Consider the following 26841-nt stretch of genomic DNA (forward strand, 5'->3'; position numbering starts at 1 on the left):
GTTGCGTGCTGTTTTGTTGATGCCAAAAATCAGTATTTTTTTCATTTATCGGGCAAAATTCACGTAAAATTAAATATAGGGCATAAATTTTAATGAGCTTTTAATTTGCACCGCTGCTGGCATTCTTTAAAATACTTTAGGCTTTTTTGCTATCCGGCATCGCCCGGTAATTATAATTTTATAGTTTTATGGCAAATTATTTCCCTGCATAAATAATTCAAAACTCAAAGTATTTAATCACCAATCAAAAAATGAAAAAAGTAATTCTTGTAACAGGGGCATCATCCGGTTTAGGTTTGGCTACCGCAACAGCACTTGCTGCCCAGGGCCATACTGTTTATGGTACCACGCGCGATATCAAACGCATCAGTGATGTATCATTTATGCCTTTACAAATGGATGTTACCGATGATGCATCTGTAAACGCGGCTATTTCAACTATTATTAAAGCCGAAGGCAAGATTGATGTTTTGGTTAACAATGCAGGTAACGGTATTACCGGCCCGCTTTATGCCATGCCGGTTGATGCTGCAAAAAAACAGTTTGAAGTTAACTTTTTTGGCGTTGTACGTGTAAGCAGCGCCGTTTTGCCGGGTATGATTGAAAAGGGTACAGGGCTTGTTATCAACATTGGCTCGCTGGCCGGTTTGTTTGGCCTCCCTTACCAGGGCTTATACAGCGCATCAAAATTCGCGATAGAAGGCTACTCCGAAAGCCTGCGTATGGAATTGCAAAATACAGGCGTCAAGGTATCGGTTGTAAATCCTGGTGACTTTAAAACCGACTTTACCGGCAACCGCGAAAAACTGCCTTTTACCCTTAAAAATGATAAATTGAAAGCAGAGTTTGACGCAGCCGTTGCCGCCATGGAAAAAGACGAAAGCATTGGTGCTGCGCCTTCAAAACTGGCAGCTCAAATTGTAAAAATAGTAGGCAAATCAAAACCCGCACACAGCTATTTGGTGGGTGCCATAGGCCAAACCATAGTGCCTACTCTTAAGGCTATTTTACCAGGCTCCGTTTTTGTAAAATTAATGAACGACCATTACGGGATTAAGTAGGTTGACGAGTGGTTGATTTAATTTGAGAATTTGAAGATTTGAGGATTTGAAAATGCTTCTTTTTCAATTCTGCCAATTCTTTAATTCTGAAAATTCTGATTCAGAATATTAACCACTCACCATCGCCCCCCCTCACCAAAACAATGCAAGAAAAAAACAACAAAAAAACCATCTGGGGATGGGCTATGTTCGATTGGGCCAACCAGTCGTATAACATGGTAATAACATCTACCATATTCCCGGCTTATTATGTAGGTATTACCCAGTACAATAATCCGAAGGGGATGGTTACTTTTTTTGGGCACCGGTACGTAAATACTGTACTGTCAAATTATATCCTCGGGCTATCATACCTGATCATCGTAGCGCTATTGCCAATTTTAACTTCCATCGCCGATTACAAAGGCCACAAAAAACTGTACATGCAGCTGTTTACCTGGCTGGGGGTACTTGCCTGTTTTGGTTTGTATTTTTTTGAGATGAAGACCTTTGAGTTTGGGATGATATGTTTCGGGCTGGCCTCTGTGGGGTATTGCGGCGGCTTTGTATTTTATAACTCCTACCTGCCGCAAATAGCCACCATTGATAAGCAGGATGCGGTAAGCGCCAAGGGTTTTATTTATGGTTTTGCCGGTAGTATTGTAGTGCAGGTGCTTTGTTTGGTATTTGTGCAATGGCACGCCTGGTTTGGGATGACGGAAGATAAATCGGCCCAGCTTTCTTTTCTGATAGTTGCCTTATGGTGGATAGGCTTCTCGCTTATTCCATTTTACCTTTTACCCAAGGGGGCGCCAAATGCAGGATCGCATGAGTATAATGTGTTTACCGGTGGCTTTAAGGAGTTGGCTAAAGTTTTCAAAAAAGTTAAACAGCTGCCCTTATTAAAACGTTTTTTACCTGCGTTCTTCTTTTACTCGGTAGGGGTACAAACTATTTTGCTTGTGGCGGCCAACTTTGCCGCCAAAGAGCTTAAAATGCCCGATGATGCATTGATAGGCATAATACTGGTTATCCAGGTGGTGGCTATAATTGGAGCTGCTATAACAGCTAAAGCATCAGAAAAATATGGCAACGTTAAAGCCCTATCGGTTATAGTAGGGATGTGGTGTGTAATATGCGCATGCGTTTACTTTATTGCCAATGCAAATCAGTTTTACGTTGCCGCTGTTTTTGTTGGCCTGGTTATGGGGGCCGTACAGTCGTTATCGCGTTCAACCTATTCTAAATACATCCCGCCGAACATCCCCGACACAGCATCGTATTTCAGCTTTTATGATGTCACCGAAAAATTATCAATTGTAGTAGGTCTGTTTACTTTCGGCTTTGTAGAGGGATGGACAGGCGAAATGCGCGATTCGGCCCTGGTGCTTGATTGTTTCTTTTCAATCGGTTTTGTTTTATTGATCACGCTGTTGATTTTTGAACGGAAAATGAAGGCCGCCGAAGCGTTGGCGTAATTCTGAATTCAGATAACTCCAACATAAATCTCCACTTCAGCGTCGTCGGGGTTTTGTGCCTTAACGCCCCAAACGTCAAAATCGGCGATGTATTTTCTGTCGAGATCGCTGCTCCACACCTGTTGCCAGGTTTCGGCTACACAATCGGGCAGGCGGCCCTTGGCAACATATTTTACATAATCAGCCGCAGGTACTATCAGGCTTATCAGCCCTCCGGGGATGTTATCCAACGAGCTTACTTTACAACCCAGCACAGCGGTATAAAAGCCGGTATAATCGCTTTCATAGTCGGTGTACACGCAGTATATCTCGTCTGTTATCCTGTCTTCAATCTGCAACAGCACATCGTCGTCCATAAATCGGCCCCAAAGCTCGCCAATATCCTTTGCCGATTGACCGTTTTGATTTGTTGTGCGTACCGAAATACCTTCCAGAAAGAAGCCTTTAAGGTGCACTTTTGCTGTTATTGATGTCATTACTCTTGGTTATATTGGTTTATAATTATTGTGCAGATTTCAGATGCGCATATTATTTAGTGTGCTTTTAAGTGACCGGTCAGCCTCATTTGCACACCGGCCAATCTGAAATCTGCACATCTACTCAATCATCTTTTTCAGCCCTTCAAACATTCCCTGCCAGTTTTGTTCAGAGTGCTCTTTGGCTTCCTGGTTTTTAATATTATCCTGAATAATAGTTAAAGTGGTTTCGCCGTTTTCCTCATCCAGGCTGTAAGTGATATTGGCATAGTTTTCAGGCTTATCTTCGGTACCGGCCATGCTACTCCAGTAGCTGTACGTAGCAAATTTGCCCGGCTCAATTTCCAGGATGGTTCCCTTGTCTTCATATTTATGCCCTTGCCATTCGCCGCTGAATTTAATGGGCTCCCCTACCTTCCAGGTCGATTCTAAATTGGTGCCGAAAAAATATTCTTTTACCATTGCCGGGTCGGTAAGGCCTTGCCAAACTTTAGCGGCAGGGGCTTTAAATTTAATTTCGGTTTTTAACGTTAGTTTTTCCATAATGAAGTGTTTTATTTATTGTTTATTGGTGTTGGTTCGTTTGTTAGCATCTGGTTTTTTATCAGCTCAAAATCGTGCCCGGGTAGTTCAAAAAAACCAAAGCGGAAGGGATAACCCCATGATTGTTTATTGGGCATAAAGCTCAATTGAGCTACCAGGGGCACTATCGGTGTTTCCTTACATTGATAGTAAGTAACATCGCGGCGAAAAGGTTTGAAATCTTCGCTCATTTTATATTGATAAATCTCATCGGCAGCAACCTGGCCTATCGCTGTAAAGGCCTGCAGTTTTTCGTCGCCTTCCATACTCTTCTTAGGCGAATAGATGATTACCCAATCGCCGGTTGCCATACGGGTTAGCGGCCCTTGTTTGCCATGATTGGCTTGCATAAAACCGCCGGCCACGCCGCGGGTAATATGATCTTTTGATACTACGGTTATCCAGTATTTCATAACGTTAAGCTATTGATAGGGTTAACAAAAATATGACCAATAAATGCAGCCCTACGTAAACGGGCGTCATTACCTCCTTTTTAGGATCTCGAAATTTGATATGTGTGTAAATGGCACCGGCCAGAATTACCGGGAACAGCGCCATACCGTATACGCGGGTTGGGCCGTAAAGCATCAGGCTGCTGCCCAGCACTTCAACAAAGCCCAGCAAGCGCATTAGCCAAAGCGGGTAACCCCAGCCTTTAAACTGCCGTACTTTTTCTTTTTGACCAATTAATTTCTGGAAGCCAAAAATGTAGCCCGGTACCACATATGTTAACAGCAGTACCCATAAAAGGATTGTTTTAATTTCCATGTGTTGTAGATTTTGATTACGACACAAATAAAACACGGGCTGATGACAGCAGTATGTCAGTAGGAATCCTGTTCCTGCAAGTTTTTTTGGCTTATGGCGGTGATGATGGCGGCTACCCTATCTTTCAAGGCATCGGGCTTAATAATCTCGGCATGGTCTCCAAACATCATGTACCAGCGGGCAAAGCTCTCTATAAAGGCGGTTAAAAAGGTCATTTCTATTTTACCGCCGATGGTTTTCTCGGATATAAAACCACTGTAATATTTCTGATGCTCCAGGTAATTGTAAATTTCTTTATCAACCCTGATCACCACCAATTCCAATTCTTTTTCTTTTGCGGTTTGGGCTATATAAGCTTTTAAAGTGGGATGTTTACTGTTGTTGTAACTGACATCGGTTACCGCCAGCTTGCGAATACGGTCGATCCTGAAATCCCGGTAATCATTGCGCAGGCGGCAGTAGGCAATAAGGTGCCAAAAACTGCCCAGGTAAACAACACCAACAGGCTCCACATCGCGCCTGGTATTTTCCTGGCTATGACCGGCAAAGTAATCAATACACACCACCTTTTTGTGGATGATGCTGTTCAATATGGTTTGAATATGATCGTTATTGCTTACCGTCCGCCCATGGCTATAGCTTTTCATCACCTCAATACTGCCATCAAGGTTTTCAAGTGCATCTTTTTCGGATGTTTTTAAAATGGCCCGCACCTTATACATGGCCGATTGGTATTGTGCATTGGTTGTAGCATCGGTAAACTTTTCTACAAACTTTTCAGCGGTTAAAAAAGCAGTCGCCTCTTCGCGGGTAAACATTACGGGCGGTAAACGGTAGCCATCCATAATGGAGTAACCCACACCGGCTTCGCCAATCAGGGGTATACCCGCTTCTTCCAGCGTTTTAATATCGCGGTAAACTGTGCGCAGGCTAATGTTGAATCGCTCGGCAATATCGCCGGCCTTAACTACCCGGCGCGATTGTAATTGAATCAAAATGGCAGATATGCGGTCGATGCGGTTCATACACCAAATTAAACAAAAAAGGGGTTACATTTGTATTATTATTTCAATTATAACCTTTATGGCTATTGAACAGGACGACAAAATTATAACATTTGAAAACTATTACGATGTTATGCTGGCGCACATTGTACGCACCAAGCTGGAAGATAATGGAATCCCCTGCTTTATAGCCGACGAAAATACCCTTACTGCAAACCCGCTGTATAACCAGGCGGTAGGCGGCATCAAACTTAAAATATTTGAACGCGACCTGGATAAATGCCGCGCCATATTAGCCGCCGAAGGCGATATGCACGACCTTGACCATGTTGAACTGGATGAAGAAACGAACAGCGCGGTAATATGCCCTTTTTGTGGCTCAACCAACGTACGCCACGGCGAGGCTACTGTTGAAAAAGTACATTGGCTCACCGCCATTGTATCATTTTTGCTGCTGGTTTTCCCGTTTTATGCCCGCAAGGCCTGGCATTGCTTTAATTGCCACCAGGATTTTGAGTAAAGAGCCTCACCCTGCCCTCTCCAAAGGAGAGGGTTCTTGATTTGCAGGTTCGAGATGTATAAAACATCCTGATTTTAAATATGTCCCATTATTCTTTTAAAAGCCCTCTCCTTTGGCTACCGTGTGTACACATCTTTTGGAAACTTATCAATAAATAGAAAAATGTCATTTCGAACGAACTGGGGCGGGCATTGAGCGTTGGCGTGAGGAGAAATCCTATACGTTATGCTTGCAAACTTGCGTGGTTGAATGCATGACGTATAGGATTTCTCCTCGTACCTCGTTCGAAATGACATTTTCTTTTGTTTTAAAGATGTGTACACACGGTAGCTCCTTTGGAGAGGGTTGGGTGAGGCTTTCTTTGGAGAGGATTTAGGCTAAAGCTCTTTACTTTTTGCTTGTTTTAGCTATATTAGCGATATGTACAATCGCCGCAAGTTCATCAAAATATCAGCTGCAGGTGCCTCTTTAGCAGCACTTTCAAAGTCAGCTATAGCAAAAACCATTTCATTAAAACCCGAAGGTAATTTCCCCATCGTGATATCCACCTGGGATTTTGGCATTTTAGCCAACAAGGAGGCCTGGAAAACACTTGAAAAAGGCGGCCGCGCATTGGATGCGATTGAAGCGGGTGCCCGTGTACCCGAAGAACTGGACATAACCAACGGTACAGTTGGCCGTACCGGTACACCTGACCGTGATGGCCACGTTACCCTTGATTCGTGCATAATGGACGAGTTGGGCAACTGCGGATCGGTTGCGGCGATGGAAAATATAGCACACCCGATATCTGTTGCGCGTATGGTAATGGAAAGAACGCCCCACGTGATGCTGGTTGGCGAAGGTGCTACCCAATTTGCCGTTGAGCAGGGTATGAAAAAGGAAAAGCTATTGACACCTAAGGCCGAAAAGGCCTGGAAAGAATGGCTTAAAACAGCCAAATACAGCCCGGTAATGAATATAGAAAACGGCAGCAACCGCCCTGGCGGCAAATATAACCACGATACCATTGGCATGCTGGCTATTGATGCCAAAGGCAATATATCGGGCGGTTGTACCACCAGCGGCATGGCTTTTAAAATGCATGGCCGCGTGGGCGATAGCCCCATCATTGGCGCCGGACTATATGTTGATAATGAAGTTGGCGGCGCCACATCAACCGGTGTTGGCGAAGAAGTGATCCGCAACGTAGGCAGCTTTTTGGTTGTTGAACTGATGCGCCAGGGCTTATCGCCAGAGGATGCCTGTAAGGAAGCCGTGCACCGCATTATCAAAAAGAAACCCGAAACCGCCAAACAAATCCAGGTTGGCTTTTTGGCCATCAACAAAAAAGGCGAATATGGCGCCTATGCTATCCAAAGCGGCTTCTCGTTCGCGGTGTGTGATGCCAAACAACAGGATTTATTGATACCAGGTAAAAGCTATTATAAGTAATAAGCCTATAGTTCATAGATCATGGTTCATGGTAGCTATACCTTGCTACAGCGAGCCATGAACTATGATCCATGAACCATTAGCTTTCATCCACAAAGTAAAAATGACCAATAAAGTTTCTCTCGAAGTTTGCGCTAATTCGGTTAGTTCGGCTGTTGCTGCACAGGATGGTGGCGCTATCCGGGTTGAGCTTTGCGAAAACCTGAAGGAAGGGGGCACAACCCCATCGCACGGGCAAATACTAATGGCCCGCAAGCTGTTGCATATTAAACTTTTTGTATTGATAAGGCCACGCGCCGGCGATTTTTTGTATACCGACCTGGAATACGATATTATGATGGCCGATATCCGTTATTGCATTGATGCCGGTTGCGACGGTGTAGTTATTGGCATACTACATGCTGATGGCACGGTAGATAAAGCGCGTTGTATTGAAATGGTACGCCTTGCCAAACAATGGGGCCTTGGTGTTACCTTCCATCGGGCTTTTGACATGTGTAAAGACCATTACCAGGCACTGGAAGATATTATTGAAATAGGCTGCGACAGGATTCTTACCTCCGGCGGTAAAAGCACAGCAATGGAAGGCGCTACTGTTTTAAACCACCTGGTAGAAAAAGCTGCCGGCCGCATCAGCATTATGCCCGGTGCCGGCGTAAACGAAGCTAACGTTGCCGACCTGGTTCGTTTTACCAATGTAACTGAGGTGCATTCATCGGCACGGATCCCCGTTCATAGCAAAATGGAATACCATAACGACCATATCCTGCTGAGTGAGGTGCCTGGTGATGAGGAGACTACTGACGTTACCAGTGTTGACAGGGTGAAGAAGTTGATAGAATTGGCGAATGGGTGTAAGAAGAACACGTAGAATAACAACGGCTATAATATCCGCGGATTTGCAATAGCCGATGCTGACGATACATCTTATTTTTTGGCCGCCTAATGGTTAAACCTGACTTGAATTTAAGGTGATGAGGCTAAATCGCATTTAAAATTAGTATTACGCAAAGAGGCCAGGACGCAAAAAAAATAATAGTGGCATGGCGTCTTTGCGCAAAAAACAAGTGATTTACAGACCTAAAAGCCTGTTTAAAACGCTAATTTATATATTATATAACGTTTCTTGAACCCTTGAAGTGCTATTGCAGGTTAAATTTATTCGTAATAATCTACTAATCAATGCCCTACTGTTTCCCCCAATAATAATTTACACCAAAACCAATATTGGTATTCAGGCCTATGTTAAATGAATTGGCTTTGGTTTGATAATCATGAGTATACAATATATTACCAAAGCCAAGGTTTACAGCCAGCTTTTTAGTGGCAAAAAATACGATGTTGGGGTTGCCGCCAACACTTATTGAGCCCGATTTAAAGTTGTTGATATCATTTGCTTCGGTAACGCCAAACTGCGGGAATATGCCAATCCTGTCATTCAACATACAATAGTACCTGAAGTGGATGCCTAATGACAGGGCATCAGTATGATACTTACGATCATAGGTATAACTGGTGGTGCCACTGCCCGCCAGCGCGGTATAAACAGATGTTTCGGTACCACCTGTGCGTGAATAGCCCGGTTGGATGCCAATGGTCCAGTTTTTTGACAGGAACATTCCAAAGTCGGGGTTAATTTGCAGGTTAGATATACCATGATTGGTATAAACTGTAGTACCGGCTGCGTACGAATAGGTGTTGGTATAGCCATACCCATCGTAATTGTAATTAAGGCTGCCGCCAATATAATACCGGCCCGTGCCAATTTGAGCTTTTGCAGCAAAAGAGGCCGCCACAATAAATAAAAGTGTAAATAAGTGTTTTTTCATTGCTGAATTTTATAGGTGTAAAAAACGAAAGCAACGGGATATAACCACCAGGCAATAAAACAGATAAGGTAAAGTACTGCATATGGTTAACATCTCATGCATCCTTTATTACGGCTTTAAACGTAAAAGTGATACTAAAGGTTGGCGCAATATAACAAACAATAGCCCTAATCAACAAAAAGCCTATCTTTGCGCCATGGGTGTATCTTTTGAAGAATTTAATTTTAACCGGCAAATTTTAAACGCCATTGCCGATGCCGGTTATACCGAAGCTACGCCTATACAGCAAAAAGCCATCCCGCCTATCATGAACGGCCAGGATGTAATGGGCATAGCGCAAACAGGTACCGGTAAAACGGCGGCTTATGTGTTGCCCATAATCATGAAGCTTAAATATGCCCAGGGCCAGGTCCCCCGCGCGCTCATTATATCGCCGACGCGCGAACTGGCCATGCAGATTGAGGAAAACGTTAAAACCTTTGCCTCCAACACCGACCTTAGGGTTGTAGTACTATACGGTGGCCTGGGCCCAAAAACACAAATAGAAAACCTTAATAAGGGGGTAGATATCATTGTAGCCACCCCCGGCCGCTTTATGGATTTATACCTGGCGGGCCATATAGTTACTAAAACCCTGCAGGTACTGGTGCTTGACGAGGCAGATAAAATGATGGATATGGGCTTTATGCCCCAGATTAACCGCTTGCTTGAAGTTGTACCGGTAAAAAGGCAAAACCTGCTTTTTTCGGCCACCATGAGCGATAAAATTCATGAGCTATCTAATAACTTCCTGGAGTATCCAACCATTATTGAGGTTACCCCGCAGGCAACGCCCGCGCAAACGGTAAACCAGCTGCTGTACCATGTACCCAATGTAAAAACCAAAATTCACCTGCTAAAGAAGTTATTGGAAGCCGAGGGAGAGATTACCAAGCTGATGATATTTTGTAAAACCCGTGTTGTGGCCGATGACGTTTACAAATTCCTGCTGCGGAAGTTTGGCGAAGGAGGAGTTAAAGTACTGCATGCCAATAAAGGGCAAAATACCCGCATTAACTCCATCAACTCATTTAAAAACGATGAGGTTAAAATACTGGTAGCAACAGATGTGGCATCGCGCGGTATTGATGTAAGCGATGTGAGCCATGTTATTAATTTTGATGTACCTGTTGTAATAGAAGATTATGTACACCGGATAGGCCGTACAGGCCGCGCCCTGCAATCGGGCGAGGCCATTACTTTTTGCGGCCCTGCCGAGGAGTACTATCTTAAAAAGATAGAAAAATTGATTAAGCAAACCATCCCGGTTTCGGCCATTCCGGATGATGTTTTTATTGAAGAAACCGGCTACGATGAGCGCCAGGAAATTGCGAAGGAAATTGATATGCAAAAGCGCAAGGACGATCCCGATTTTAAAGGTGCTTTCCACGAAAAGAAAACCCTCAATCAGCATAAAAAGTTCGATGATGCCAAAAACAAGGTAAAATATGGCAAAGCCTATAAGGCAGCCGGCGGAAAAACAAGGTCGTCCTCGTCCCGAAAAAAACGTTAACCGATTTAAAAACTTCAAACATTTAATCATTTAGATGAAATTGCGCATTACCCCGTTAAATTTTGCCACCACATTTTTTTTGGTGGTGGCTGTTTATATCTGGATAAATGGAGCAGCCATTGCCGGCCGCCCTTTAGAAAACTGGAGCGGCACCATAGGCTGGATTTTCCTGTTATTTGCGGCGGTGGTGTTTTTTATGGACCTGATGTTCCGCAACTTTTTTGCCGAGCTTAAAAAACTATGGATTATTGAGCTGTGCGTAATAGCCCTTATCGCCGTAATCTTTTTCCTGGTTAAATAAGCACTCCCTTTTATTTCCATAATTTACATGGTGGATAAGTAGAATGCCCAATCAAAAATTACAAACCCATTATAATCCAGTCGTTTTAAAATAAACTACTTTTGCGACTTCAATAAAACAGAAAATGAAAACCGCCGAAATAAAGCTGACCGTTACGCTCGACGATAATAACGTGCCCGAAAACATTATGTGGGAATCAACCGACTCGCAATCAAAAGAAGCATTGCCCGTAAAATCGTTCATGCTGGCCCTGTGGGACCAAAGCTACAAAAATACCCTGCGCATTGACCTGTGGACCAAGGATATGCCAGTTGACGAAATGAAACGCTTTTTTTACGAAACCCTGCAAACCATGGGCGACAGCTTTTTACGCGCCACCGGCGAAAAAAACATTGTTGAAGACCTGCGCGATTACTGCGCCCACTTTGCCGATAAAATGGAAATTAAACAATAATTTAGTAGTAAGTATCAAGTAGTAAGTATCAAGATTTTTTGACTTAAGGACTTTGGGACAAAAGATTTTTTGACGAAGTGATTGCAGCTATCTTACTACTTGATACTTACTACTTGATACTAAATAAACTACTTGATACTAAATAACTACTTGATACTTAACCATGCGCCTTAGTTCAATTTTTTCATTTGTGGGCTTCGTATTGCTTTTTGCCGGTACTTATTGCCCGTTGTTACGTCCGTTTCATTTATTTAACTGGAACGTTTATCAGCTTAACCAGCCGTACGGTATTGTGCTTGTGCTGGTGGCAGTTATCGGTGTTATTTCATCATTTTTAAACCAGTATAAAATTACCCGTGCCTGTGCATGGGCATCGGTTATTTTAGTTGGGGTGTTGCTTATTGCAGCCGTGATAAAGGTTGAAACCACCTTTAGTTTTATTCCTTTCCATAAGTTTGATACACTTTTAACCAGGCAAATTAAATTTAAATGGGGTTGGTTTGTGTTATTCGCAGGCCCGGTGTTGGCGCTCATTGGTGCGTTAAGCGGCAAGCCTAAAAGCTTTGTTAAACCGCCCGAAACTGTTTAACAAAACCAAATTATTCCTGATATGTTTATTGCTGCGTACTTTTACGTAAACATGTTTTTTTTAAACATATTTGTATTCAGATAAACAAGATCTATTGATGGTTAAATTCTCCTTTCGCCAGCAGGTAACAACCGGCTTTGCTATATCTATTGTTCTGGTTTTTGTGGTAGGTGTTTTAGCGTACAAAAGCATTCGCCAGTTAGAAGAAGATAATTCCTGGGTAGACCATACCCAGCACGTTATCAAATCGTCAACCAACCTGTTGCAGCACATGATCGATGCCGAAACCGGGGTACGTGGTTTTGCAGCTACCGGCGATAAAGTTCTTCTTGATCCTTATAACGAAGCATTACCGCTTATCGATGCCGATTTAGCAGGGTTAAAAACGCTCACAAAAGATAACGGCGAACAGGTAAAACGTTTGGATACGCTTACCGCTTTTGTTAATTCACAACGTAACTACCTGAAAGAAAATATCGAAACCCGCAACAGCAGGGGGCTCGAATTTATGGTTGCCAGCCATATGTTTGTAAAGGGCAAGCAAAATATGGATATGATACGCGCATTGGTTGGCCGTATTACTGAAAACGAGAATAACTTGCTCAGTACCCGCAAAAACAACACCGAAAAAGCTTCAAACCAGGCCATAATCGTTATTGTTGCAGGTTCGTCAATATTCCTGTTCATTATACTGTTTTTGTTCCGCTATATTCAGGGCGCTTTTGAGCAGCAAAAGAAAATTGAAGCCGAAATTAAAATAGCCAATACCGAATTGGGCCTTGTATTGGCCGAAAACGAAGCCAAAAACTGGTTACTTACAGGCACAGGTACCCTTAACGAGAAAATGCAGGGCCAGCAAAGCGAAAAAGAGCTATCGCACAATATACTTGCCGAGGTTTGTACTTATACCGGGGCCGCCGCAGGCACATTTTATTTATATGACGACAGGGACCATCTGCTTGATTTGTATGCATCATACGCGTTCCACAACCCCGATCTGTTAAAGAAAAAAATACAGCTATCTGAGGGCTGGCTTGGCCAGGTTGCCGCTGATGAAAAGGCAGCTGTTGTAAGGGGAAAACTGAACGATAGGCTGGAGCTTTCTTCGTCGGTAGTTAAAGAATTGCTTACCGAAACTTTCATCGTTCCTTTCTTTTTTGATAAAAAGCTAAAAGGTGTAATGGAAGTGGCCTTTGCCGGCGAATTGACAGAAAAAGATCGTGGCTACATTTTAGCCATTACCAATGATATAGGCATGGCTGTGAACACCGCCCAGGCCCGCACCATTATGCACGATCTGTTTGAAGAAACCCAGCAACAGGCCGAAGAGCTGCAGGCTCAACAGGAAGAAATGCGCGTTACCAACGAAGAACTGGTAAACAAAACAGAAATGTTGCAGGCATCAGAAGAAGAGTTGCGTGTACAACAGGAAGAATTGCGCACCATTAACGCCGAACTTGAAGAGAAAGCAAGCCTGCTGGAAGAAAAGAACCAGGCGATTGAAGAAGCCCGTGCGGCCATTAACCTAAAAGTTGACGAATTGGAAACTACCGGCAAATATAAATCGGAGTTTTTGGCCAATATGAGTCACGAGCTCCGTACGCCGCTTAACAGCATCCTGGTGCTGGCGCGTATCCTGAAGGATAATAAGCCGGCAAACCTGTCCGAAGATCAGATTAAATACGCCAGTGTAATATTCAATGCAGGTAACGACTTACTTACACTGATAAACGACATCCTCGACTTATCCAAAATAGAATCGGGCAAGCTGGATATGCAAAATGAAGATATCAGCGTATCCGAAATTGTGAACGATATGGAAATGCTGTTTGCCGAAGTAGCAAGCAGCAAAAAGATAAACTATACCACCAGCATTAAAGATGTACCTGCAACCGTATTTACCGATAAGGTAAGGGTTGAACAGGTGATAAAAAACCTCCTCTCAAACGCGTTTAAGTTTACGCCCGAGAATGGCTCAATTTCGATCAATGTAAAGCCGGGTGCAAAAGAAAACACGATCAGCTTTGCTATCAAAGATTCGGGCATAGGCATCCCCGCCGAAAAACAGCGGATTATATTTGAAGCTTTTCAGCAGGCCGATGGCTCTACCAGTCGTAAATACGGTGGCACCGGTTTGGGCTTGTCCATCAGCCGCGAACTGGCAATATTGCTGGGCGGCAGCATAAACATGACCAGCGAGCCCGGAATAGGCAGTGAATTTATTTTGACAATTCCGTTTGAGGGCAAAGTACTGCCGGTTATAAACGAGGAAGTATTACCAACCGCCCAAACCTTTAAGGCCGAAAGCAACTTTCTGAAACCGGCTAAAGCTATTACAAGGGAAGACAACAGCGATCCACTGGTAGTTATAGTGGAGGACGATAAAAACTTTGCCAATATACTGCAGGACTACGCACGCGATCATGGATACAAATCGATCATGGTTTATGAGGGTATGCGTGCCGTTGAAATTATTAAAGAGGCAAAGCCCGATGCCGTAATATTGGATATTATGCTGCCGGGTAAGGATGGCTGGCAGATATTGAAAGAATTGAAGGCCGATGAAGCCATTATGCATATCCCCGTGCACCTGATGTCGGCGGGCGAAGCTGCAGCAAACCGTGTGCGTAAGGAAGGGGCTATCAGCTTCCTTAAAAAACCTATCAGTACCGAAACATTGGATAAGCTGTTTGCCGATATTATGCTGCAGAGCGGCACCCGGTTTAAACAAATACTGCTGGTTGAAGACCACCGGGCGCAAAGCCAGGCCTTAAAAGATATGATGCAAGGCCAGGGTATTACCGTAGACCAGGCTTTTGACGGTGCCTCGGCATTCAGGATGCTGCATGAAAATGAATACCAATGCGTAATCCTCGACCTTAACCTTCCCGATATTTCGGGGTTAGACCTGCTGGATAAAATAAAAGAGGTTGACCGCTTTGCTGCTTTGCCGGTAATTGTAAATACAGCAATGGAACTGGATAAAGCATCGGTAAACAGGCTGATGCTTTACGCCAACGCCATGGTGGTTAAAACCAATAAGTCGGCAGATAGGCTGATTGATGAGGTAAACCTGTTCCTGAACAAAATCAGTGAATCGGCAGGCACCCGGCAGGCATCGGCACCAATATCAAAACCTAAATTGCCAACAAAAGGGAAGGATGCCATAAAGGGGAAAAAAGTACTTATAGTTGACGATGATATGCGCAACATTTTTGCCCTGAGCAGTGCCCTGCAAGGCTATGAACTGGTTGTAGAAATTGCTAACGACGGCGAGGAAGCCATTGCCAAACTGGAAGAGGTGCCAAACATTGATATAGTGCTGATGGATATCATGATGCCTAAGATGGATGGTTATGAGGCCACAAGATATATCCGCAAGCAAAACAAATGGGCCAAGTTACCTGTAATTGCTTTAACCGCAAAAGCCATGAAAGACGACCGAGAAAAGTGTATAGCCGCCGGTGCCAATGATTATATTACTAAGCCGGTTGATATGGACAGGCTGATTTCATTGATGCAATTGTGGCTGGAAAGCTAATTTATGACCGATACTAACCTACCAATAACGGCATCGCAGATAACCGAACTTATTGACCTGGTAAAAAAGGTACATGGTTTTGATTTTTCGGGTTATACAAAAGCCTCATTAAAGCGCAGGATTAGCAGGATTATGCAGCTTAAAAAGCTTAGCTTTTATGACCTTAAGCATATCCTTGTAAACAACCCTGAGTTTTTCCAGGAGTTTTTGGAAGAAATAACCGTAAACGTAACCGAGATGTTTCGCGACCCTTCGTTTTACAAAGGTTTAAACAGCCAGGTTATACCGTACCTTTCTACCTATCAGCATTCGAAGATATGGGTGGCCGGCTGCTCAACCGGCGAGGAGGTGTATTCAATAGCAATCCTGCTGCGTGAGGCAGGTCTGAGCAATAAATCGTTCATTTACGGTACCGATATTAATACCGAAGTACTTAGGGAGGCCCGCCGTGGCATATACAGCCTGCGTAACATAAAAAGTTATGCCGAAAATTATCAATTTACAGGTTTAAAAGGTTCCATTTCAGATCATTTTACTATCTTGTACGATGCAGCTTCTATACACAATGAATTGAAGCAAAATACGTTGTTTTCTGTACATAACCTGGTTTCAGATGGTATATTCAACGAGTTTCAGCTTATAAGTTGCCGTAATGTGTTTATTTATTTTGAAACTGAACTGCAGGAACACATCCTGGAGCTATTTTATAAAAGTTTGTGCCCTTTGGGTTATTTATGCCTGGGGAGTAAGGAAACAATCCGGTCAGATACTTTTAAAAAGAAGTTTAAGGTGATTAATTCAAAAGAAAATATTTACCAAAAAATTGGCTCCTGATAAAAACCTGGTTGAACGATGGAAAACCGCCGAAATACTGCTGCTCGGTGGTTCTGCCGGTTCGTTTAAACTCTTGTTCCAGATAGTTAAATTGCTGGATCCCAACCTAAACAAAACTGTAATTATAGTAATTCACCGCAAGAAAAATTTTTTCAGCGAGATTGAAAAACTCTTTGCAGAAAACAGCCGTATGTTAATGCGCGAAATTGGCGACAAGGATATTCTGAATAAGAATACCATTTATATAGCGCCTGCGAATTATCATATCTTAATTGAAAAAGAGGGAACATTTGCACTTGACGTGTCAGAACCGGTATGGTTTTCAAAGCCATCAATTGATGTTACCTTTGAAAGCGCTGCAGAAGTTTACAAAGAGCGGTGCATGGCAATACTGCTATCGGGTGCAAACCAGGATGGTGCAGAGGGATTGCTTAAATTAAGGAATAGTGGCGCTACAACCATTGCCCAGCATCCCGAAGATGCAGAGATGGAAGAAATGCCGGCGGCGGCAATTAGCATTGGAGCCGCAGAATATATTTTACATACTGACGAAATTTTTAAATTATTAAGCACATAGTATTTCACCATACACTAATCAATATTACATGACCCCTGTGAATATTCTTATTGTTGATGACAGAGAAGAGAACATAATAGCGCTTGAGGCCTTATTAAAACGCGATGACATCCGTATATTTTCTACAACATCCCCTAACGAGGCGCTTAAAATAGCCTGGGAAACCCAAATTGCCATAGCATTGGTGGATGTACAAATGCCCGAAATGGATGGATTTGAGCTGGTTGAAATGCTCAAATCGAACCCAAGGACCAAAGATATTATGGTGATTTTTGTTACCGCAATATCAAAGGAAACCAAATACGCTGTTAAAGGCCTTGGCACCGGCGCAGTTGATTACCTGTATAAGCCGCTCGACCCATATATAACATCGGCTAAAGTTGATTCATTTGTTCACCTGGCCCGTGCACAGGCCGAAATAAAACTCAAAAACCAGGAGTTGCAAAATTACTCGATAGTTGTAAAAAACTCTGCAGATATCATTTGCTCTGTTGATGCGCAAACCCTGAGGATTGAAAATATTAACCCTGCTGTAGAAAATATTTTGGGTTTTAAACCCGGCGAATTACAAGGTACAAGCGTTGTTAACCTTGCCATCGCCGAGCATCAGCCTGCATTCCGGAAAAAACTGGGCGAAATTATTAAAGATAACCTGGCTTTCGCGGTATTTGAAGGCCGGTTTGAACGTTTTGATAAACGGGTAATATGGGGCGAGTGCCGGGCATCGTACCATAATAAAATGATATTTATCAATATCAGCGATATATCGCCCCAAAAAAGCTACCAGGAACAACTTATCAAATCAAAAGAGGAGGCAGAATACACTAAAAAAGTTAAGGAAACTTTTTTGGCCAACATGAGCCATGAACTGCGGACCCCGGTTAACGGCATTATTGGTATTACCAGTATGCTGCTCAAAACCAATATAGACGAACAACAGAAGGGTATGCTTGATTTGTTGGATACTTCGTCAAAATCACTATTAGGGGTTATTAACGATGTGCTGGATATTTCTAAAATAGAGGCGGGCAAGTTTAACATTATCCGTACGGCAGGCAACGTGCGCGATATTATCAAATCGGTATTCGACCTGCTGAAATTTAGGGCCGACGAAAGAAACATAGAGTTTTTATTAGAAATAGATCCTGACTTACCCCCATACCTGATGGTTGATTCGTTGCGCTTAAACCAGATACTGATGAACTTACTTAGCAATGCCATTAAGTTTACCGAAAGGGGTTATGTAAAGTTAAAAGTATCGGTTATACAAAGGAACGCCGATAAGGTGCGGGTAAAATATAGTGTTGAAGATACGGGTATAGGAATTCCGGAAGATAAGGTTAACCGGGTGTTTGAATCGTTTGAGCAAGCCGATGAGGATACCGTTAGCAAATACGGTGGCACAGGCCTTGGGCTTACCATTGTGAAAAGATTGGTTGAGCTTAAAGGCGGCGAACTTACAGTAAGCAGCAAAGTAGGCGAGGGCAGCAACTTCAGTTTCTATAACTGGTACACAATTTCGGCCAAACCGGTTGAAAAGGCGGGTGCGAAACCAGAAAAAACACTCGCCCCCTTTTTTAATGTAAGCGTATTGGTAGCCGAAGATAATATGGTAAACCAGTTTATGCTATCCAAAATACTGAAAGACTGGCAGGTACAGGTGGATATGGTTGATAACGGCCGCAAAGCACTTGATAAGTTAAGAACCAACCACTACGACATTATACTGATGGATACCCATATGCCCGATATGAATGGTTACGAAACGGCAAAAAACATCAGGGTTGATTTTGTGGAACCCAAACGGAGCATACCTATCATATCACTTTCGGCAGCCTCATTTGGCCATGAGCAGCAAGAGGCCTTAACAGCCGGTATGAATGATGTGTTGTCGAAACCATTTCAGCCGCATCAACTGCACGAAAAAATGAGCAGGCTTTTAAGTGCAGGTACGTATAAACTAAAAGTTTAACCTGGTTTGCCCCACGCCCATAACATTGGCTTCATGTTGTAACAGCCATTGTTTGCGCCAAAGGCCGCCGGCGTAACCGGTTAAGCTGCCGTCTGAGCCTATCACCCGGTGGCAGGGTACTACAACCCAAAGGTGATTTTTTCCGTTGGCCGCCGCAATGGCCCTGATGGCCAAAGGGTTGTTCATTTGGTTTGATTGCTGCGCATAGGTTGTTGTGGTGCCGTACTCAATATTTAAAAGGCATTCCCAAACCTGCTGTTGAAAATCGGTACCCGGTTGCTTAATAGGGAAATCGAAGGTTTTTCTTGTCCCATCAAAATATTCCTGTAACTGGTCAATAGCCATTTGCAGGAGCGGCGTGCAGGCCGGCTCTATCTCATATTCCTCGTCCCGGATAGAGATCCCCGAAATAAAATCGCCATCCTGGGTAATGCGGACGATTCCGATAGGTGTACGATAATAAGCTATGGGCATTTTGGTTATTAATTGTAATCAAAATTAAAGTAATCCCGGCTATCAAACAAATGCCTGAAATCCCTTATCACAAATTATTACCTTTGCCGCATGAAGCTTGTTCAGGAAACCATTCATTTGTTAAAAAAAGAAATTTTGCTGGAGTGGCGGTCGAAATATGCTTTTAATGGGGTTTTGCTGTACGTGGTATCCACTGTGTTTGTTTGCTATATTTCGTTTAACCAAAGTTCGGGTCTCAGCGGTACCACCGCCTATCCACTGGTATGGAATGTACTGTTCTGGATCATTATGCTGTTTGCATCGGTAAATGCCATTGCCAAAAGCTTTATGCAGGAAAGTAAAAGCAGGCTGCTTTATTATTACTCCATAGCCAGCCCGCAGGCTATTATACTTTCAAAAACCATATACAATATTTTACTGATGACACTCATCAGCTTTTTGGCCCTGCTGGTATACCAGGTTTTTTTTACCAATAAACTTGGCGACCTATGGTTTTATTTGCTGGCGGTTTTAATGGGCAGCATCAGCTTTTCAACAGTATTTACCATGATATCGGCCATAGCATCAAAAGCCGGCAATAACGGCACGCTCATGGCTATTTTAAGCTTCCCGGTAATTATACCAGTGATACTTATCCTTATCCGCCTGAGTAAAAGGGCAATGGATGGCATAGAGCGGAGCCTGAGTTATGGCGATATCGGTGTTCTGTTTGCCATTAACGCTATCGTAATTACAACCGCGTTATTGCTTTTTCCTTATTTGTGGCGCGATTAGGTGAGTCGATGAAAGGAACTAAGCAACGTTTGATCTACATAAAACCGCTCTGCTGTTTTTTAATAACATTATCCTATTTTCTTTTCTAATAAAGCATAAACCTCATCATAATCCTTATCGCCAAGTTCCTGGCGGCTGAGGTGAAATACCACAGAACTCGTATCTTTCTGTTTAATATATATGTTATCCTTATAAGCTTCAAAAGGTTTAAAAAGCTGCCAGCTCAGCTTCATGGATTTTTCTTTGTCTTCGTAAAAAATGCCATCGTCGTTAAAAATATAGGTGCAATCCATCCCTTCTTTTTCAAACCGGTCGCCAATAGTTTTAATTCTCTTTTGGAGCTTTATCCATCGTTCTATCAAACCTATCCACACTAAAGTTACGTAAAAAATAAACCCAGAGGCGATTGTTTTGCTAACAGAAAACTGGTTTTTATTGTCGGACACGAATTCTATCAGCGTCAATATGGCCGCAGCTACCGACATATAGATATATTGCTTAAAGGAGTTCCGCATAGCAAATTTCCAAAGGCTTTTTTGCGCGCTCGCAAAAAGTACGCGGTTAAATTGAATATGAATGATTTTTTCCGGCATAAGTGATCAATAGTGATAATGGCCGGAAGATACAGTTTATATCAGTTCAGGTTAACGAATATTGTTGAATATTTCCGCGGTTAACATAAAGCCGCCTCATTTTTGTGATGCGGCTTTTCATTTGGTTATTTGATTTCAATTAGCTGTTATAAACTTCGGCAAACTCCCTGGCAAAATCTTCAAGTTTTACCTTGCCCCATTGGGCGGGTTTATGAAGGTCATAATCTTCCCAGATTATTCCGCTGCGTACAGCTGTGCCCATTTCTACAAAATTTTTGGCCATTTCGGGCGGCAAACCGTGTTGCAGCATGCCCTGAAGCGCCTGTTCGTCGCTAAAACCTGTCCATTGCAATTCGGGCTTACCAATGGCTTTGCCTAAAGCGGTTGCTACCCGGGCCGTTGTGCTTTCGTCGCTCACAATGTAGCGTACACTTTTGCCGGTAAAATCGGCCTGTAATTCTTCGGCAATAGCATCGGCAATATCCCGTGGATGTACTAATATCAGCCTTGCATCTGCCGGGTAGTTTGAACCTAAAATTCCCTGATGCTTAATGGCCGGGATATCATTAAGCAAATTCACATAAAAGAATGGTGCACGAATAAATTTGATAGCTACTCCCTGTAATCCGCTCAATATGCCTTCAACATCGTGAATGCCTTTTATAGGTCCGGTGGCATCGTTTAAATGCGCCCCGATGCTGCTTAAAGCAACAACCTTTTTAATACCCGATTTTTGAATGGCCCCGGCATAACTTTTGCCTGTATCTACCATGTATTGCCTTAAGTTAGCGGCTCCAAAGTTTGGTGGTATCATGGCGTAAACGGCGTCAGCCCCGGTAAAAGTATCTGCAAGGAATGCGGTATCGGCCAATGAGCCAATAGCCGCTGTAGCGCCTAATGCCTGGATAGCCGCGGCTTTATTTTTATCGCTGCTGATAACGGTTACCTGGTGGCCTGCCTCAATTAATTGTTTTGTCAAAGGCTTGCTGATATTGCCTAATGAACCTGTTACTATGATTTTCATGATTATAATTTGTTTTTGTTGGGAGCAAAATTATATTTGTACTTACTTTTATACAAGTACTTACCCTAAAGTATGTATCCATATGACGCAAATTAAAGAAGCATCAACCATACAGGAAAATAAACAAACCGCATTCAAAGAGTGCCCGGTAACCTATGTAATGGAACGCATTGGCGGGTACTGGAAACCTATTATTTTATTTCACCTGCTAACCGGCGGCAAGCGCTATAGCGAGTTAAAAAAAGCAATACCTACCATAACCGAAAAGGTATTGATACAGCATTTGAAACAATTGGAAGCCGATAAAATCATCGTCAGGGAGGCTAGGCCGGTGGTGCCACCTTATGTAACCTACAGCCTTAGTCCGTCGGGCCAGGGCCTGAGACCGGTAATGTATGCCATGGCAACCTGGGCGGTTGAAGACAGCGAAGCTAACGGTACTGCTATTTATAAAAATATGGGCACTTTTCCGGGTATAGCAGAATTTGTTGAGGGGTAGATCAGCTTTTGTAATAAACAAGACACCCTGCATTTCCCAAATTTAATCCTTGATTTTGCTCTTGCCTTATTATGTCGTCATAAATTCTAAATTTGCCCATCAATAAATCCGACATCGAACATCCGAATTCCCAAATCATATGAAAACTATCCTCATTAAAGCAGCAACAATAGTTAACGAAAACAGGCAATTTGTAGCCGACTTGTTGGTGAAAGATGGCTTGATTGACCGGATAGCCCCACAAATTGATGCCCATGCAGATGAAGTTATAAATGCCGAAGGCCTTTACCTTTTCCCCGGCTGCATTGACGACCAGGTACATTTTCGCGAACCTGGGCTTACCTACAAGGCCGATATTCATTCCGAATCCCGGGCAGCTGTAGCGGGCGGCATCACATCGTTTATGGAAATGCCCAATACGGTACCCAACACATTAACACAAGAGCTACTGCAAGATAAATACGATATAGCATCGCGTAACTCACTGGCTAACTACTCATTTTTCATGGGTGCATCTAACGACAACCTGGAACAGGTACTGCGCACCGATGTAGCCAACGTTTGCGGTGTTAAAGTTTTCATGGGCTCGTCAACGGGCAATATGCTGGTAGATAATCCGCAAACTTTGGATAACCTTTTTGCTAACTCGCCTATGCTGATAGCGGTGCATTGCGAGGATGAGGCTACTATTAAAAGCAACCTTAACCACTACAAACAGCTGCTGGGCGATAATATACCTGTTACACTTCATCCGAAGATCCGTAGCGCCGAGGCTTGTTACCTGTCGTCGTCGCTGGCGGTGGAGCTGGCTAAAAAGCATAACACGCGCCTGCATATATTGCATATTTCAACCGGGCTTGAAACTCATCTTTTTGACAACACCATTCCGCTAAAAGATAAACGCATTACTGCCGAGGCCTGCGTGCATCACCTATGGTTCACCGATGCCGACTACGAAACAAAAGGCAACCTGATTAAGTGGAACCCGGCTGTAAAAAAAGAAAGCGACAGAGACGCTATTTTGCAGGCTGTTTTAGATGGCCGTATTGACGTAATTGCCACCGACCACGCCCCGCATACCATCGAAGAAAAAGCGCAGCCCTATTTGCAGGCCCCGTCGGGTGGCCCCTTGGTGCAACACGCCTTACCTGCTATGCTGGAACTTTACCATCACGGCAAAATTAAGCTTGAACAAATAGCCGAAAAAATGGCCCATAACGTTGCTACCTGCTTCCAGATTGACAGGCGCGGCTTTATCCGCGAAGGCTACTGGGCCGACCTGGTTTTAGCCGACCTGAATAATCCCTGGAACGTGAACAAGGCCAATATTTTATATAAATGTGGCTGGAGCCCGTTTGAAGGCACTACTTTCCGCTCGCGGATAGCTTACACCTTGGTGTCTGGCAATGTTGTATATGCTAACGGGACCCTCGCGGAAGGTGAAACCGGTAAACGGCTGAATTTTAACAGGTAGTCTGAATCAGAATTTACAGAATTAGAGAATTAACAGGATAAAAGCTGCCATGGTAAATTCTGGACATTCTTAAATTCTAAAAATTTTGATTCAGATAGACAAAAAACGGATCACGCAGAATTTTTGTTGGGGGATAAAAAAGTATTCTTTGTAATGTAAAATCGGATCAGTGGGATTTCAGTATTTTTAGGGAGAGGGCTCTGAAATCAAAAAAATCGATAATTTTACTGATTTACAGGGTTTTGATACTGATTGATATCGCTTTAGTCGCTCTGCCTGTACAAATTTCGAACCTTTTTCTGCATGATTTGAAGCTAATGGCAAAATTTGGTTCTATAATCCATCCTTCAATATTTTTGATTTTGTATGCAAAAAATGAAAGTCAATTAGAGTGTATTCACTGATATTGGATTTTTAATTAAATTTAACTAATGGATAAGCGATTGAAAAACCTGGAAATTAAGTTACCCGATAACTGGAATGATATATCTGAAGACAATCCTAACGGCCCTCCAACCTTTATCGATGATACAATTGATAATTCAGGGGTGTTGCAAATTTAATTGAGCTGTCAAAGAATATGGGAGTAAAAAATGATTTTGGAGAATTACAAAATGAAATATCCGGAAAATGTGGTTACGGTATCTTTGGCTATGCACAATTTTCTAATCCCCAATTTCCTTACGCTTCAATCGGGCATATATCCGATGGGCAGAATTTCATCTTTGCTACATTTATTTGTTCAATAGCTCCTGATCGAAAGCATGTAGACGATGTAGTTAATATTTTGATTTCTATTAAAAAAAATCTTGGCTGGCATCCTTGTTTGGATGACAGTGGCTCAAATCCTGTTAATCCTATAAAATCCATAAATCGTGTTCAACAAATAAGCCCGATGAATTACTTCAACGGGCTTCCTCACTATAACTATTTCCCCCCAGAAAATGATGTGATAAGGTCGTATATTTTCTAATTACTCAGCGTTTATAGTTTACAACAGGTTTTGTTGAACAAACATAACTTATATATAAGGTTTATGAAATACCCCGAAATAGGTATTTATGAGAAATAATACCCGGCTAATTGAGGTTCGGGAGGTCTGTTTGCCTGATTTTGATAATTAGAGATTGAAAAGACACAGCATCTGCCAAAACTAAGTACATTTGCGGTTTGTTAAGTAAAAGTAATGGCTAAAGTTTCTATCAACCTGGCAACAGGCTCGCTGCAAAAAGAGGATATCATAGTGGGTATCGATCTGGGTACCACCAATTCGCTGGTGGCTTTTATTAATCCCGATAAGCAACCGCATGTTATAAATGATACGGGTAAAGGCGTTTTGGTACCTTCAGTAGTCCATTTTGGGCCTACAGGCGATGTTTTGGTAGGTAATGAGGCTAAAGAATATTTGATAACCGACCCGCAAAATACCGTTTTTTCGGTAAAACGCTTATTGGGGCGCAGCTATCATGATATCGAAAATTATAAAGATTTTTTCTCGTACAAGGTTATTGATGATGATACCGAGAGCCTGGTTAAAATAAAGGTTGGCGATAAATTTTATACGCCTATTGAACTATCGGCACTGATACTAAAAGAGTTGAAAGCCCGAGCCGAGCATGCGCTTAAAACCCCGGTTAACCGCGCGGTAATAACAGTACCCGCTTATTTTAACGATTCGCAGCGCCAGGCCACCCGCGATGCCGGTAAACTGGCCGGGTTAGATGTTTTACGTATTGTTAACGAGCCAACGGCAGCAAGTTTAGCTTACGGTATTGGGCTTGATCCCGAAGAAGTAAAAACTATAGCCGTGTATGACCTTGGCGGCGGTACCTTTGATGTATCGATACTGCAAATCCAAAACGGGATTTTTGAGGTATTGGCTACCAACGGCGATACCTTTTTAGGAGGCGATGATTTTGACCGCATTATTGTTGATTACTGGATTGAAAAAAACAATCTGGATAAAGCCGAAATAATAGCCAATAATGAGCTTGCCCAGCAATTGCGCCTTAAAGCAGAGGAAGCCAAGAAAGCATTTGCCCACCAAAGCCTGTTTAACGAAAAAATAGGCGAAATATGGTGTACGCTGGATAGGAACACGTTTGAGGAACTGATTATGCCCAAAGTACAGCAAACCATTACCAGTTGCCAAAACGCGCTTAAAGATGCCAAACTGACCATAGCAGAAATTGATGAAGTGATAATGGTAGGCGGATCAACCCGTACGGCGTTGGTTAAAAAAATGGTGGCGGAGTTTTTTAACCGCCCTGTACATGATGATGTTAACCCCGATGAGGTGGTTGCATTAGGCGCGGCCATACAGGCCGATATACTGGCCGGTAACCGTAAAGATATTTTATTGCTTGATGTTACCCCATTATCCCTCGGTATCGAAACAATGGGCGGTTTGATGGATGTAATTATCCCCCGCAACAGCAAGGTGCCTACCAAAGGCGGCCGGCAATACACCACATCGATAGACGGGCAGGTGAATATGAAAATTGCCGTTTACCAGGGCGAGCGCGACCTGATCAAAGAAAATCGCAAGCTGGCCGAGTTTAACCTGAAAGGCATCCCAAGTATGCCCGCCGGTTTCCCAAAAGTAGATATCAACTTTCTGCTGAATGCCGATGGCATCCTGACTATACAAGCTATTGAATTGCGCAGCGGCGTTAAACAGGAGGTAGAGGTAAAACCCACCTACGGCATTACCGACGAACAGGTAGAGCAAATGCTAATGGATAGCATTACCCACGCCAAAGAAGATGTGGCCGAGCGTATGCTGATAGAAGCCCGTACCGAAGGCGAACAGATGGTTTACACCGTGGAGCGGTTTTTGCAAAAGAACGGCAGCTATGTATCGGCAGAGGAAACTGAACAAACAATCAGTTATATAACTGCTTTGAAAAATGCCATTGCTACCGGAGATAAAGACCTCATTTTGAAAAGTATAGACGAAGTAAATGAGTTTACCCGGCCATTTGCCGAACGTCTGATGGATCAGGCAATTAGCACTGCGATGCGTGGCAAGAGTATTGAATAATATACAGAA

Annotated in this window: 28 protein-coding genes; 19 read left to right on the forward strand and 9 right to left on the reverse strand. The window is 43.0% G+C overall.

Going from position 1 to position 26841, the window contains the following annotated elements:
* Positions 1 to 251: 251 nt before the first annotated feature.
* Together ACFGVS_RS27690 and ACFGVS_RS27695 are read left to right on the forward strand one after the other, a co-directional pair.
* Positions 252 to 1061 (forward strand): SDR family oxidoreductase, encoded by an 810-nt coding sequence (locus ACFGVS_RS27690; protein WP_439696429.1) that lies wholly within the window; start codon positions 252 to 254, stop codon positions 1059 to 1061.
* Between the two features lie 143 nt (positions 1062 to 1204).
* Positions 1205 to 2518 carry an MFS transporter gene (locus ACFGVS_RS27695; protein ID WP_439696430.1) on the forward strand — a complete coding sequence of 438 codons (1314 nt, stop codon included), beginning with the start codon at positions 1205 to 1207 and terminating at the stop codon, positions 2516 to 2518.
* Between the two features lie 8 nt (positions 2519 to 2526).
* On the opposite strand, the gene ACFGVS_RS27700 is transcribed toward ACFGVS_RS27695, so the two are convergent.
* The 5 genes from ACFGVS_RS27700 to ACFGVS_RS27720 all read right to left on the reverse strand — a co-directional run bounded on the left by ACFGVS_RS27700 (position 2527) and on the right by ACFGVS_RS27720 (position 5369).
* A complete protein-coding gene (locus ACFGVS_RS27700) occupies positions 2527 to 2994 on the reverse strand; it encodes a GyrI-like domain-containing protein (protein ID WP_439696431.1) in 468 nt (155 codons plus the stop codon).
* A gap of 120 nt (positions 2995 to 3114) precedes the next feature.
* Positions 3115 to 3537, reverse strand: coding sequence for an SRPBCC family protein (locus tag ACFGVS_RS27705; protein WP_439696432.1), 423 nt, complete (start codon positions 3535 to 3537; stop codon positions 3115 to 3117).
* Positions 3538 to 3548: 11 nt separating this feature from the next.
* Complete coding sequence (locus ACFGVS_RS27710; protein WP_439696433.1) at positions 3549 to 3989, reverse strand: EVE domain-containing protein; 441 nt, start codon at positions 3987 to 3989, stop codon at positions 3549 to 3551.
* Between the two features lie 4 nt (positions 3990 to 3993).
* Positions 3994 to 4344 (reverse strand): DoxX family protein, encoded by a 351-nt coding sequence (locus tag ACFGVS_RS27715; protein WP_439696434.1) that lies wholly within the window; start codon positions 4342 to 4344, stop codon positions 3994 to 3996.
* Between the two features lie 56 nt (positions 4345 to 4400).
* A complete protein-coding gene (locus ACFGVS_RS27720) occupies positions 4401 to 5369 on the reverse strand; it encodes a helix-turn-helix transcriptional regulator (protein ID WP_439696435.1) in 969 nt (322 codons plus the stop codon).
* 58 nt (positions 5370 to 5427) lie between these two features.
* Here ACFGVS_RS27720 and ACFGVS_RS27725 point away from each other — a divergent pair, with 58 nt between their 5' ends.
* The 3 genes from ACFGVS_RS27725 to ACFGVS_RS27735 all read left to right on the forward strand — a co-directional run bounded on the left by ACFGVS_RS27725 (position 5428) and on the right by ACFGVS_RS27735 (position 8173).
* On the forward strand, positions 5428 to 5868 hold the full coding sequence (locus tag ACFGVS_RS27725) for a putative signal transducing protein (RefSeq protein WP_439696436.1): 441 nt from the start codon (positions 5428 to 5430) through the stop codon (positions 5866 to 5868).
* A 420-nt stretch (positions 5869 to 6288) separates the two neighbouring features.
* Positions 6289 to 7302 carry a N(4)-(beta-N-acetylglucosaminyl)-L-asparaginase gene (locus ACFGVS_RS27730; protein WP_090653049.1) on the forward strand — a complete coding sequence of 338 codons (1014 nt, stop codon included), beginning with the start codon at positions 6289 to 6291 and terminating at the stop codon, positions 7300 to 7302.
* Positions 7303 to 7366: 64 nt separating this feature from the next.
* On the forward strand, positions 7367 to 8173 hold the full coding sequence (locus ACFGVS_RS27735) for a copper homeostasis protein CutC (protein ID WP_439696437.1): 807 nt from the start codon (positions 7367 to 7369) through the stop codon (positions 8171 to 8173).
* A 316-nt stretch (positions 8174 to 8489) separates the two neighbouring features.
* On the opposite strand, the gene ACFGVS_RS27740 is transcribed toward ACFGVS_RS27735, so the two are convergent.
* Complete coding sequence (locus ACFGVS_RS27740; protein ID WP_439696438.1) at positions 8490 to 9131, reverse strand: hypothetical protein; 642 nt, start codon at positions 9129 to 9131, stop codon at positions 8490 to 8492.
* A 196-nt stretch (positions 9132 to 9327) separates the two neighbouring features.
* Here ACFGVS_RS27740 and ACFGVS_RS27745 point away from each other — a divergent pair, with 196 nt between their 5' ends.
* The 8 genes from ACFGVS_RS27745 to ACFGVS_RS27780 all read left to right on the forward strand — a co-directional run bounded on the left by ACFGVS_RS27745 (position 9328) and on the right by ACFGVS_RS27780 (position 18951).
* Positions 9328 to 10683 (forward strand): DEAD/DEAH box helicase, encoded by a 1356-nt coding sequence (locus ACFGVS_RS27745; RefSeq protein WP_439699268.1) that lies wholly within the window; start codon positions 9328 to 9330, stop codon positions 10681 to 10683.
* Positions 10684 to 10717: 34 nt separating this feature from the next.
* Entirely contained in the window at positions 10718 to 10984 is a 267-nt protein-coding gene (locus tag ACFGVS_RS27750) for a hypothetical protein (RefSeq protein ID WP_090653032.1), read from the forward strand.
* Between the two features lie 124 nt (positions 10985 to 11108).
* Positions 11109 to 11438: a gliding motility protein GldC gene (gene gldC, locus ACFGVS_RS27755; RefSeq protein ID WP_090653031.1), complete on the forward strand. Its 330-nt coding sequence runs from the start codon at positions 11109 to 11111 to the stop codon at positions 11436 to 11438.
* 163 nt (positions 11439 to 11601) lie between these two features.
* Entirely contained in the window at positions 11602 to 12027 is a 426-nt protein-coding gene (locus ACFGVS_RS27760) for a hypothetical protein (protein WP_090653030.1), read from the forward strand.
* 97 nt (positions 12028 to 12124) lie between these two features.
* Complete coding sequence (locus tag ACFGVS_RS27765) at positions 12125 to 15568, forward strand: response regulator (RefSeq protein ID WP_439696439.1); 3444 nt, start codon at positions 12125 to 12127, stop codon at positions 15566 to 15568.
* 3 nt (positions 15569 to 15571) lie between these two features.
* Positions 15572 to 16402 (forward strand): CheR family methyltransferase, encoded by an 831-nt coding sequence (locus ACFGVS_RS27770; RefSeq protein WP_090653028.1) that lies wholly within the window; start codon positions 15572 to 15574, stop codon positions 16400 to 16402.
* Positions 16392 to 16979 (forward strand): chemotaxis protein CheB, encoded by a 588-nt coding sequence (locus ACFGVS_RS27775; protein ID WP_439696440.1) that lies wholly within the window; start codon positions 16392 to 16394, stop codon positions 16977 to 16979. Before ACFGVS_RS27770 ends, ACFGVS_RS27775 begins: the two co-directional genes overlap by 11 nt.
* A 28-nt stretch (positions 16980 to 17007) precedes the next feature.
* Positions 17008 to 18951, forward strand: coding sequence for a hybrid sensor histidine kinase/response regulator (locus ACFGVS_RS27780; protein WP_090653026.1), 1944 nt, complete (start codon positions 17008 to 17010; stop codon positions 18949 to 18951).
* Here ACFGVS_RS27780 and ACFGVS_RS27785 read toward each other — a convergent pair.
* Entirely contained in the window at positions 18940 to 19425 is a 486-nt protein-coding gene (locus ACFGVS_RS27785; RefSeq protein ID WP_090653025.1) for a methylated-DNA--[protein]-cysteine S-methyltransferase, read from the reverse strand. The two genes, ACFGVS_RS27780 and ACFGVS_RS27785, sit on opposite strands and share 12 nt — an antisense overlap.
* A gap of 90 nt (positions 19426 to 19515) precedes the next feature.
* Here ACFGVS_RS27785 and ACFGVS_RS27790 point away from each other — a divergent pair, with 90 nt between their 5' ends.
* Positions 19516 to 20199, forward strand: coding sequence for a heme exporter protein CcmB (locus ACFGVS_RS27790; RefSeq protein WP_274209310.1), 684 nt, complete (start codon positions 19516 to 19518; stop codon positions 20197 to 20199).
* Between the two features lie 68 nt (positions 20200 to 20267).
* On the opposite strand, the gene ACFGVS_RS27795 is transcribed toward ACFGVS_RS27790, so the two are convergent.
* The gene (locus tag ACFGVS_RS27795) at positions 20268 to 20792 is read right to left on the reverse strand and encodes a hypothetical protein (protein WP_439696441.1); all 525 of its coding nucleotides are present in this window, start codon (positions 20790 to 20792) and stop codon (positions 20268 to 20270) included.
* A 139-nt stretch (positions 20793 to 20931) separates the two neighbouring features.
* Positions 20932 to 21816 carry an NmrA family NAD(P)-binding protein gene (locus ACFGVS_RS27800; protein WP_439696442.1) on the reverse strand — a complete coding sequence of 295 codons (885 nt, stop codon included), beginning with the start codon at positions 21814 to 21816 and terminating at the stop codon, positions 20932 to 20934.
* Between the two features lie 82 nt (positions 21817 to 21898).
* On the opposite strand from ACFGVS_RS27800, the gene ACFGVS_RS27805 reads away from it, so the two are divergent.
* The 5 genes from ACFGVS_RS27805 (at position 21899) to hscA (ending at position 26832) form a co-directional block, all read left to right on the forward strand.
* The gene (locus ACFGVS_RS27805) at positions 21899 to 22315 is read left to right on the forward strand and encodes a winged helix-turn-helix transcriptional regulator (protein WP_274209308.1); all 417 of its coding nucleotides are present in this window, start codon (positions 21899 to 21901) and stop codon (positions 22313 to 22315) included.
* 139 nt (positions 22316 to 22454) lie between these two features.
* Entirely contained in the window at positions 22455 to 23789 is a 1335-nt protein-coding gene (locus tag ACFGVS_RS27810) for a dihydroorotase (protein ID WP_439696443.1), read from the forward strand.
* A 431-nt stretch (positions 23790 to 24220) separates the two neighbouring features.
* Positions 24221 to 24352, forward strand: a complete 132-nt coding sequence (locus ACFGVS_RS27815) for a hypothetical protein (RefSeq protein WP_274209306.1) — start codon at positions 24221 to 24223, stop codon at positions 24350 to 24352.
* A 17-nt stretch (positions 24353 to 24369) separates the two neighbouring features.
* On the forward strand, positions 24370 to 24762 hold the full coding sequence (locus ACFGVS_RS27820; RefSeq protein ID WP_439696444.1) for a hypothetical protein: 393 nt from the start codon (positions 24370 to 24372) through the stop codon (positions 24760 to 24762).
* A 213-nt stretch (positions 24763 to 24975) separates the two neighbouring features.
* Positions 24976 to 26832 (forward strand): Fe-S protein assembly chaperone HscA, encoded by a 1857-nt coding sequence (gene hscA, locus ACFGVS_RS27825; RefSeq protein WP_439696445.1) that lies wholly within the window; start codon positions 24976 to 24978, stop codon positions 26830 to 26832.
* Positions 26833 to 26841 lie beyond the last annotated feature (9 nt).

Source organism: Mucilaginibacter sediminis (assembly GCF_051903035.1).
GTDB lineage: Bacteria > Bacteroidota > Bacteroidia > Sphingobacteriales > Sphingobacteriaceae > Mucilaginibacter.

Coding starts and splice junctions, on each gene's coding strand:
- ACFGVS_RS27690 (WP_439696429.1), top strand. CDS start 252: ATGAAAAAAGTAATTCTTGTAACAGGGGCATCATCCGGTTTAGGTTTG.
- ACFGVS_RS27695 (WP_439696430.1), top strand. CDS start 1,205: ATGCAAGAAAAAAACAACAAAAAAACCATCTGGGGATGGGCTATGTTC.
- ACFGVS_RS27700 (WP_439696431.1), bottom strand. CDS start 2,994: ATGACATCAATAACAGCAAAAGTGCACCTTAAAGGCTTCTTTCTGGAA.
- ACFGVS_RS27705 (WP_439696432.1), bottom strand. CDS start 3,537: ATGGAAAAACTAACGTTAAAAACCGAAATTAAATTTAAAGCCCCTGCC.
- ACFGVS_RS27710 (WP_439696433.1), bottom strand. CDS start 3,989: ATGAAATACTGGATAACCGTAGTATCAAAAGATCATATTACCCGCGGC.
- ACFGVS_RS27715 (WP_439696434.1), bottom strand. CDS start 4,344: ATGGAAATTAAAACAATCCTTTTATGGGTACTGCTGTTAACATATGTG.
- ACFGVS_RS27720 (WP_439696435.1), bottom strand. CDS start 5,369: ATGAACCGCATCGACCGCATATCTGCCATTTTGATTCAATTACAATCG.
- ACFGVS_RS27725 (WP_439696436.1), top strand. CDS start 5,428: ATGGCTATTGAACAGGACGACAAAATTATAACATTTGAAAACTATTAC.
- ACFGVS_RS27730 (WP_090653049.1), top strand. CDS start 6,289: ATGTACAATCGCCGCAAGTTCATCAAAATATCAGCTGCAGGTGCCTCT.
- ACFGVS_RS27735 (WP_439696437.1), top strand. CDS start 7,367: ATGATCCATGAACCATTAGCTTTCATCCACAAAGTAAAAATGACCAAT.
- ACFGVS_RS27740 (WP_439696438.1), bottom strand. CDS start 9,131: ATGAAAAAACACTTATTTACACTTTTATTTATTGTGGCGGCCTCTTTT.
- ACFGVS_RS27745 (WP_439699268.1), top strand. CDS start 9,328: ATGGGTGTATCTTTTGAAGAATTTAATTTTAACCGGCAAATTTTAAAC.
- ACFGVS_RS27750 (WP_090653032.1), top strand. CDS start 10,718: ATGAAATTGCGCATTACCCCGTTAAATTTTGCCACCACATTTTTTTTG.
- gldC (WP_090653031.1), top strand. CDS start 11,109: ATGAAAACCGCCGAAATAAAGCTGACCGTTACGCTCGACGATAATAAC.
- ACFGVS_RS27760 (WP_090653030.1), top strand. CDS start 11,602: ATGCGCCTTAGTTCAATTTTTTCATTTGTGGGCTTCGTATTGCTTTTT.
- ACFGVS_RS27765 (WP_439696439.1), top strand. CDS start 12,125: ATGGTTAAATTCTCCTTTCGCCAGCAGGTAACAACCGGCTTTGCTATA.
- ACFGVS_RS27770 (WP_090653028.1), top strand. CDS start 15,572: ATGACCGATACTAACCTACCAATAACGGCATCGCAGATAACCGAACTT.
- ACFGVS_RS27780 (WP_090653026.1), top strand. CDS start 17,008: ATGACCCCTGTGAATATTCTTATTGTTGATGACAGAGAAGAGAACATA.
- ACFGVS_RS27785 (WP_090653025.1), bottom strand. CDS start 19,425: ATGCCCATAGCTTATTATCGTACACCTATCGGAATCGTCCGCATTACC.
- ACFGVS_RS27790 (WP_274209310.1), top strand. CDS start 19,516: ATGAAGCTTGTTCAGGAAACCATTCATTTGTTAAAAAAAGAAATTTTG.
- ACFGVS_RS27795 (WP_439696441.1), bottom strand. CDS start 20,792: ATGCCGGAAAAAATCATTCATATTCAATTTAACCGCGTACTTTTTGCG.
- ACFGVS_RS27800 (WP_439696442.1), bottom strand. CDS start 21,816: ATGAAAATCATAGTAACAGGTTCATTAGGCAATATCAGCAAGCCTTTG.
- ACFGVS_RS27805 (WP_274209308.1), top strand. CDS start 21,899: ATGACGCAAATTAAAGAAGCATCAACCATACAGGAAAATAAACAAACC.
- ACFGVS_RS27810 (WP_439696443.1), top strand. CDS start 22,455: ATGAAAACTATCCTCATTAAAGCAGCAACAATAGTTAACGAAAACAGG.
- ACFGVS_RS27815 (WP_274209306.1), top strand. CDS start 24,221: ATGGATAAGCGATTGAAAAACCTGGAAATTAAGTTACCCGATAACTGG.
- ACFGVS_RS27820 (WP_439696444.1), top strand. CDS start 24,370: ATGGGAGTAAAAAATGATTTTGGAGAATTACAAAATGAAATATCCGGA.
- hscA (WP_439696445.1), top strand. CDS start 24,976: ATGGCTAAAGTTTCTATCAACCTGGCAACAGGCTCGCTGCAAAAAGAG.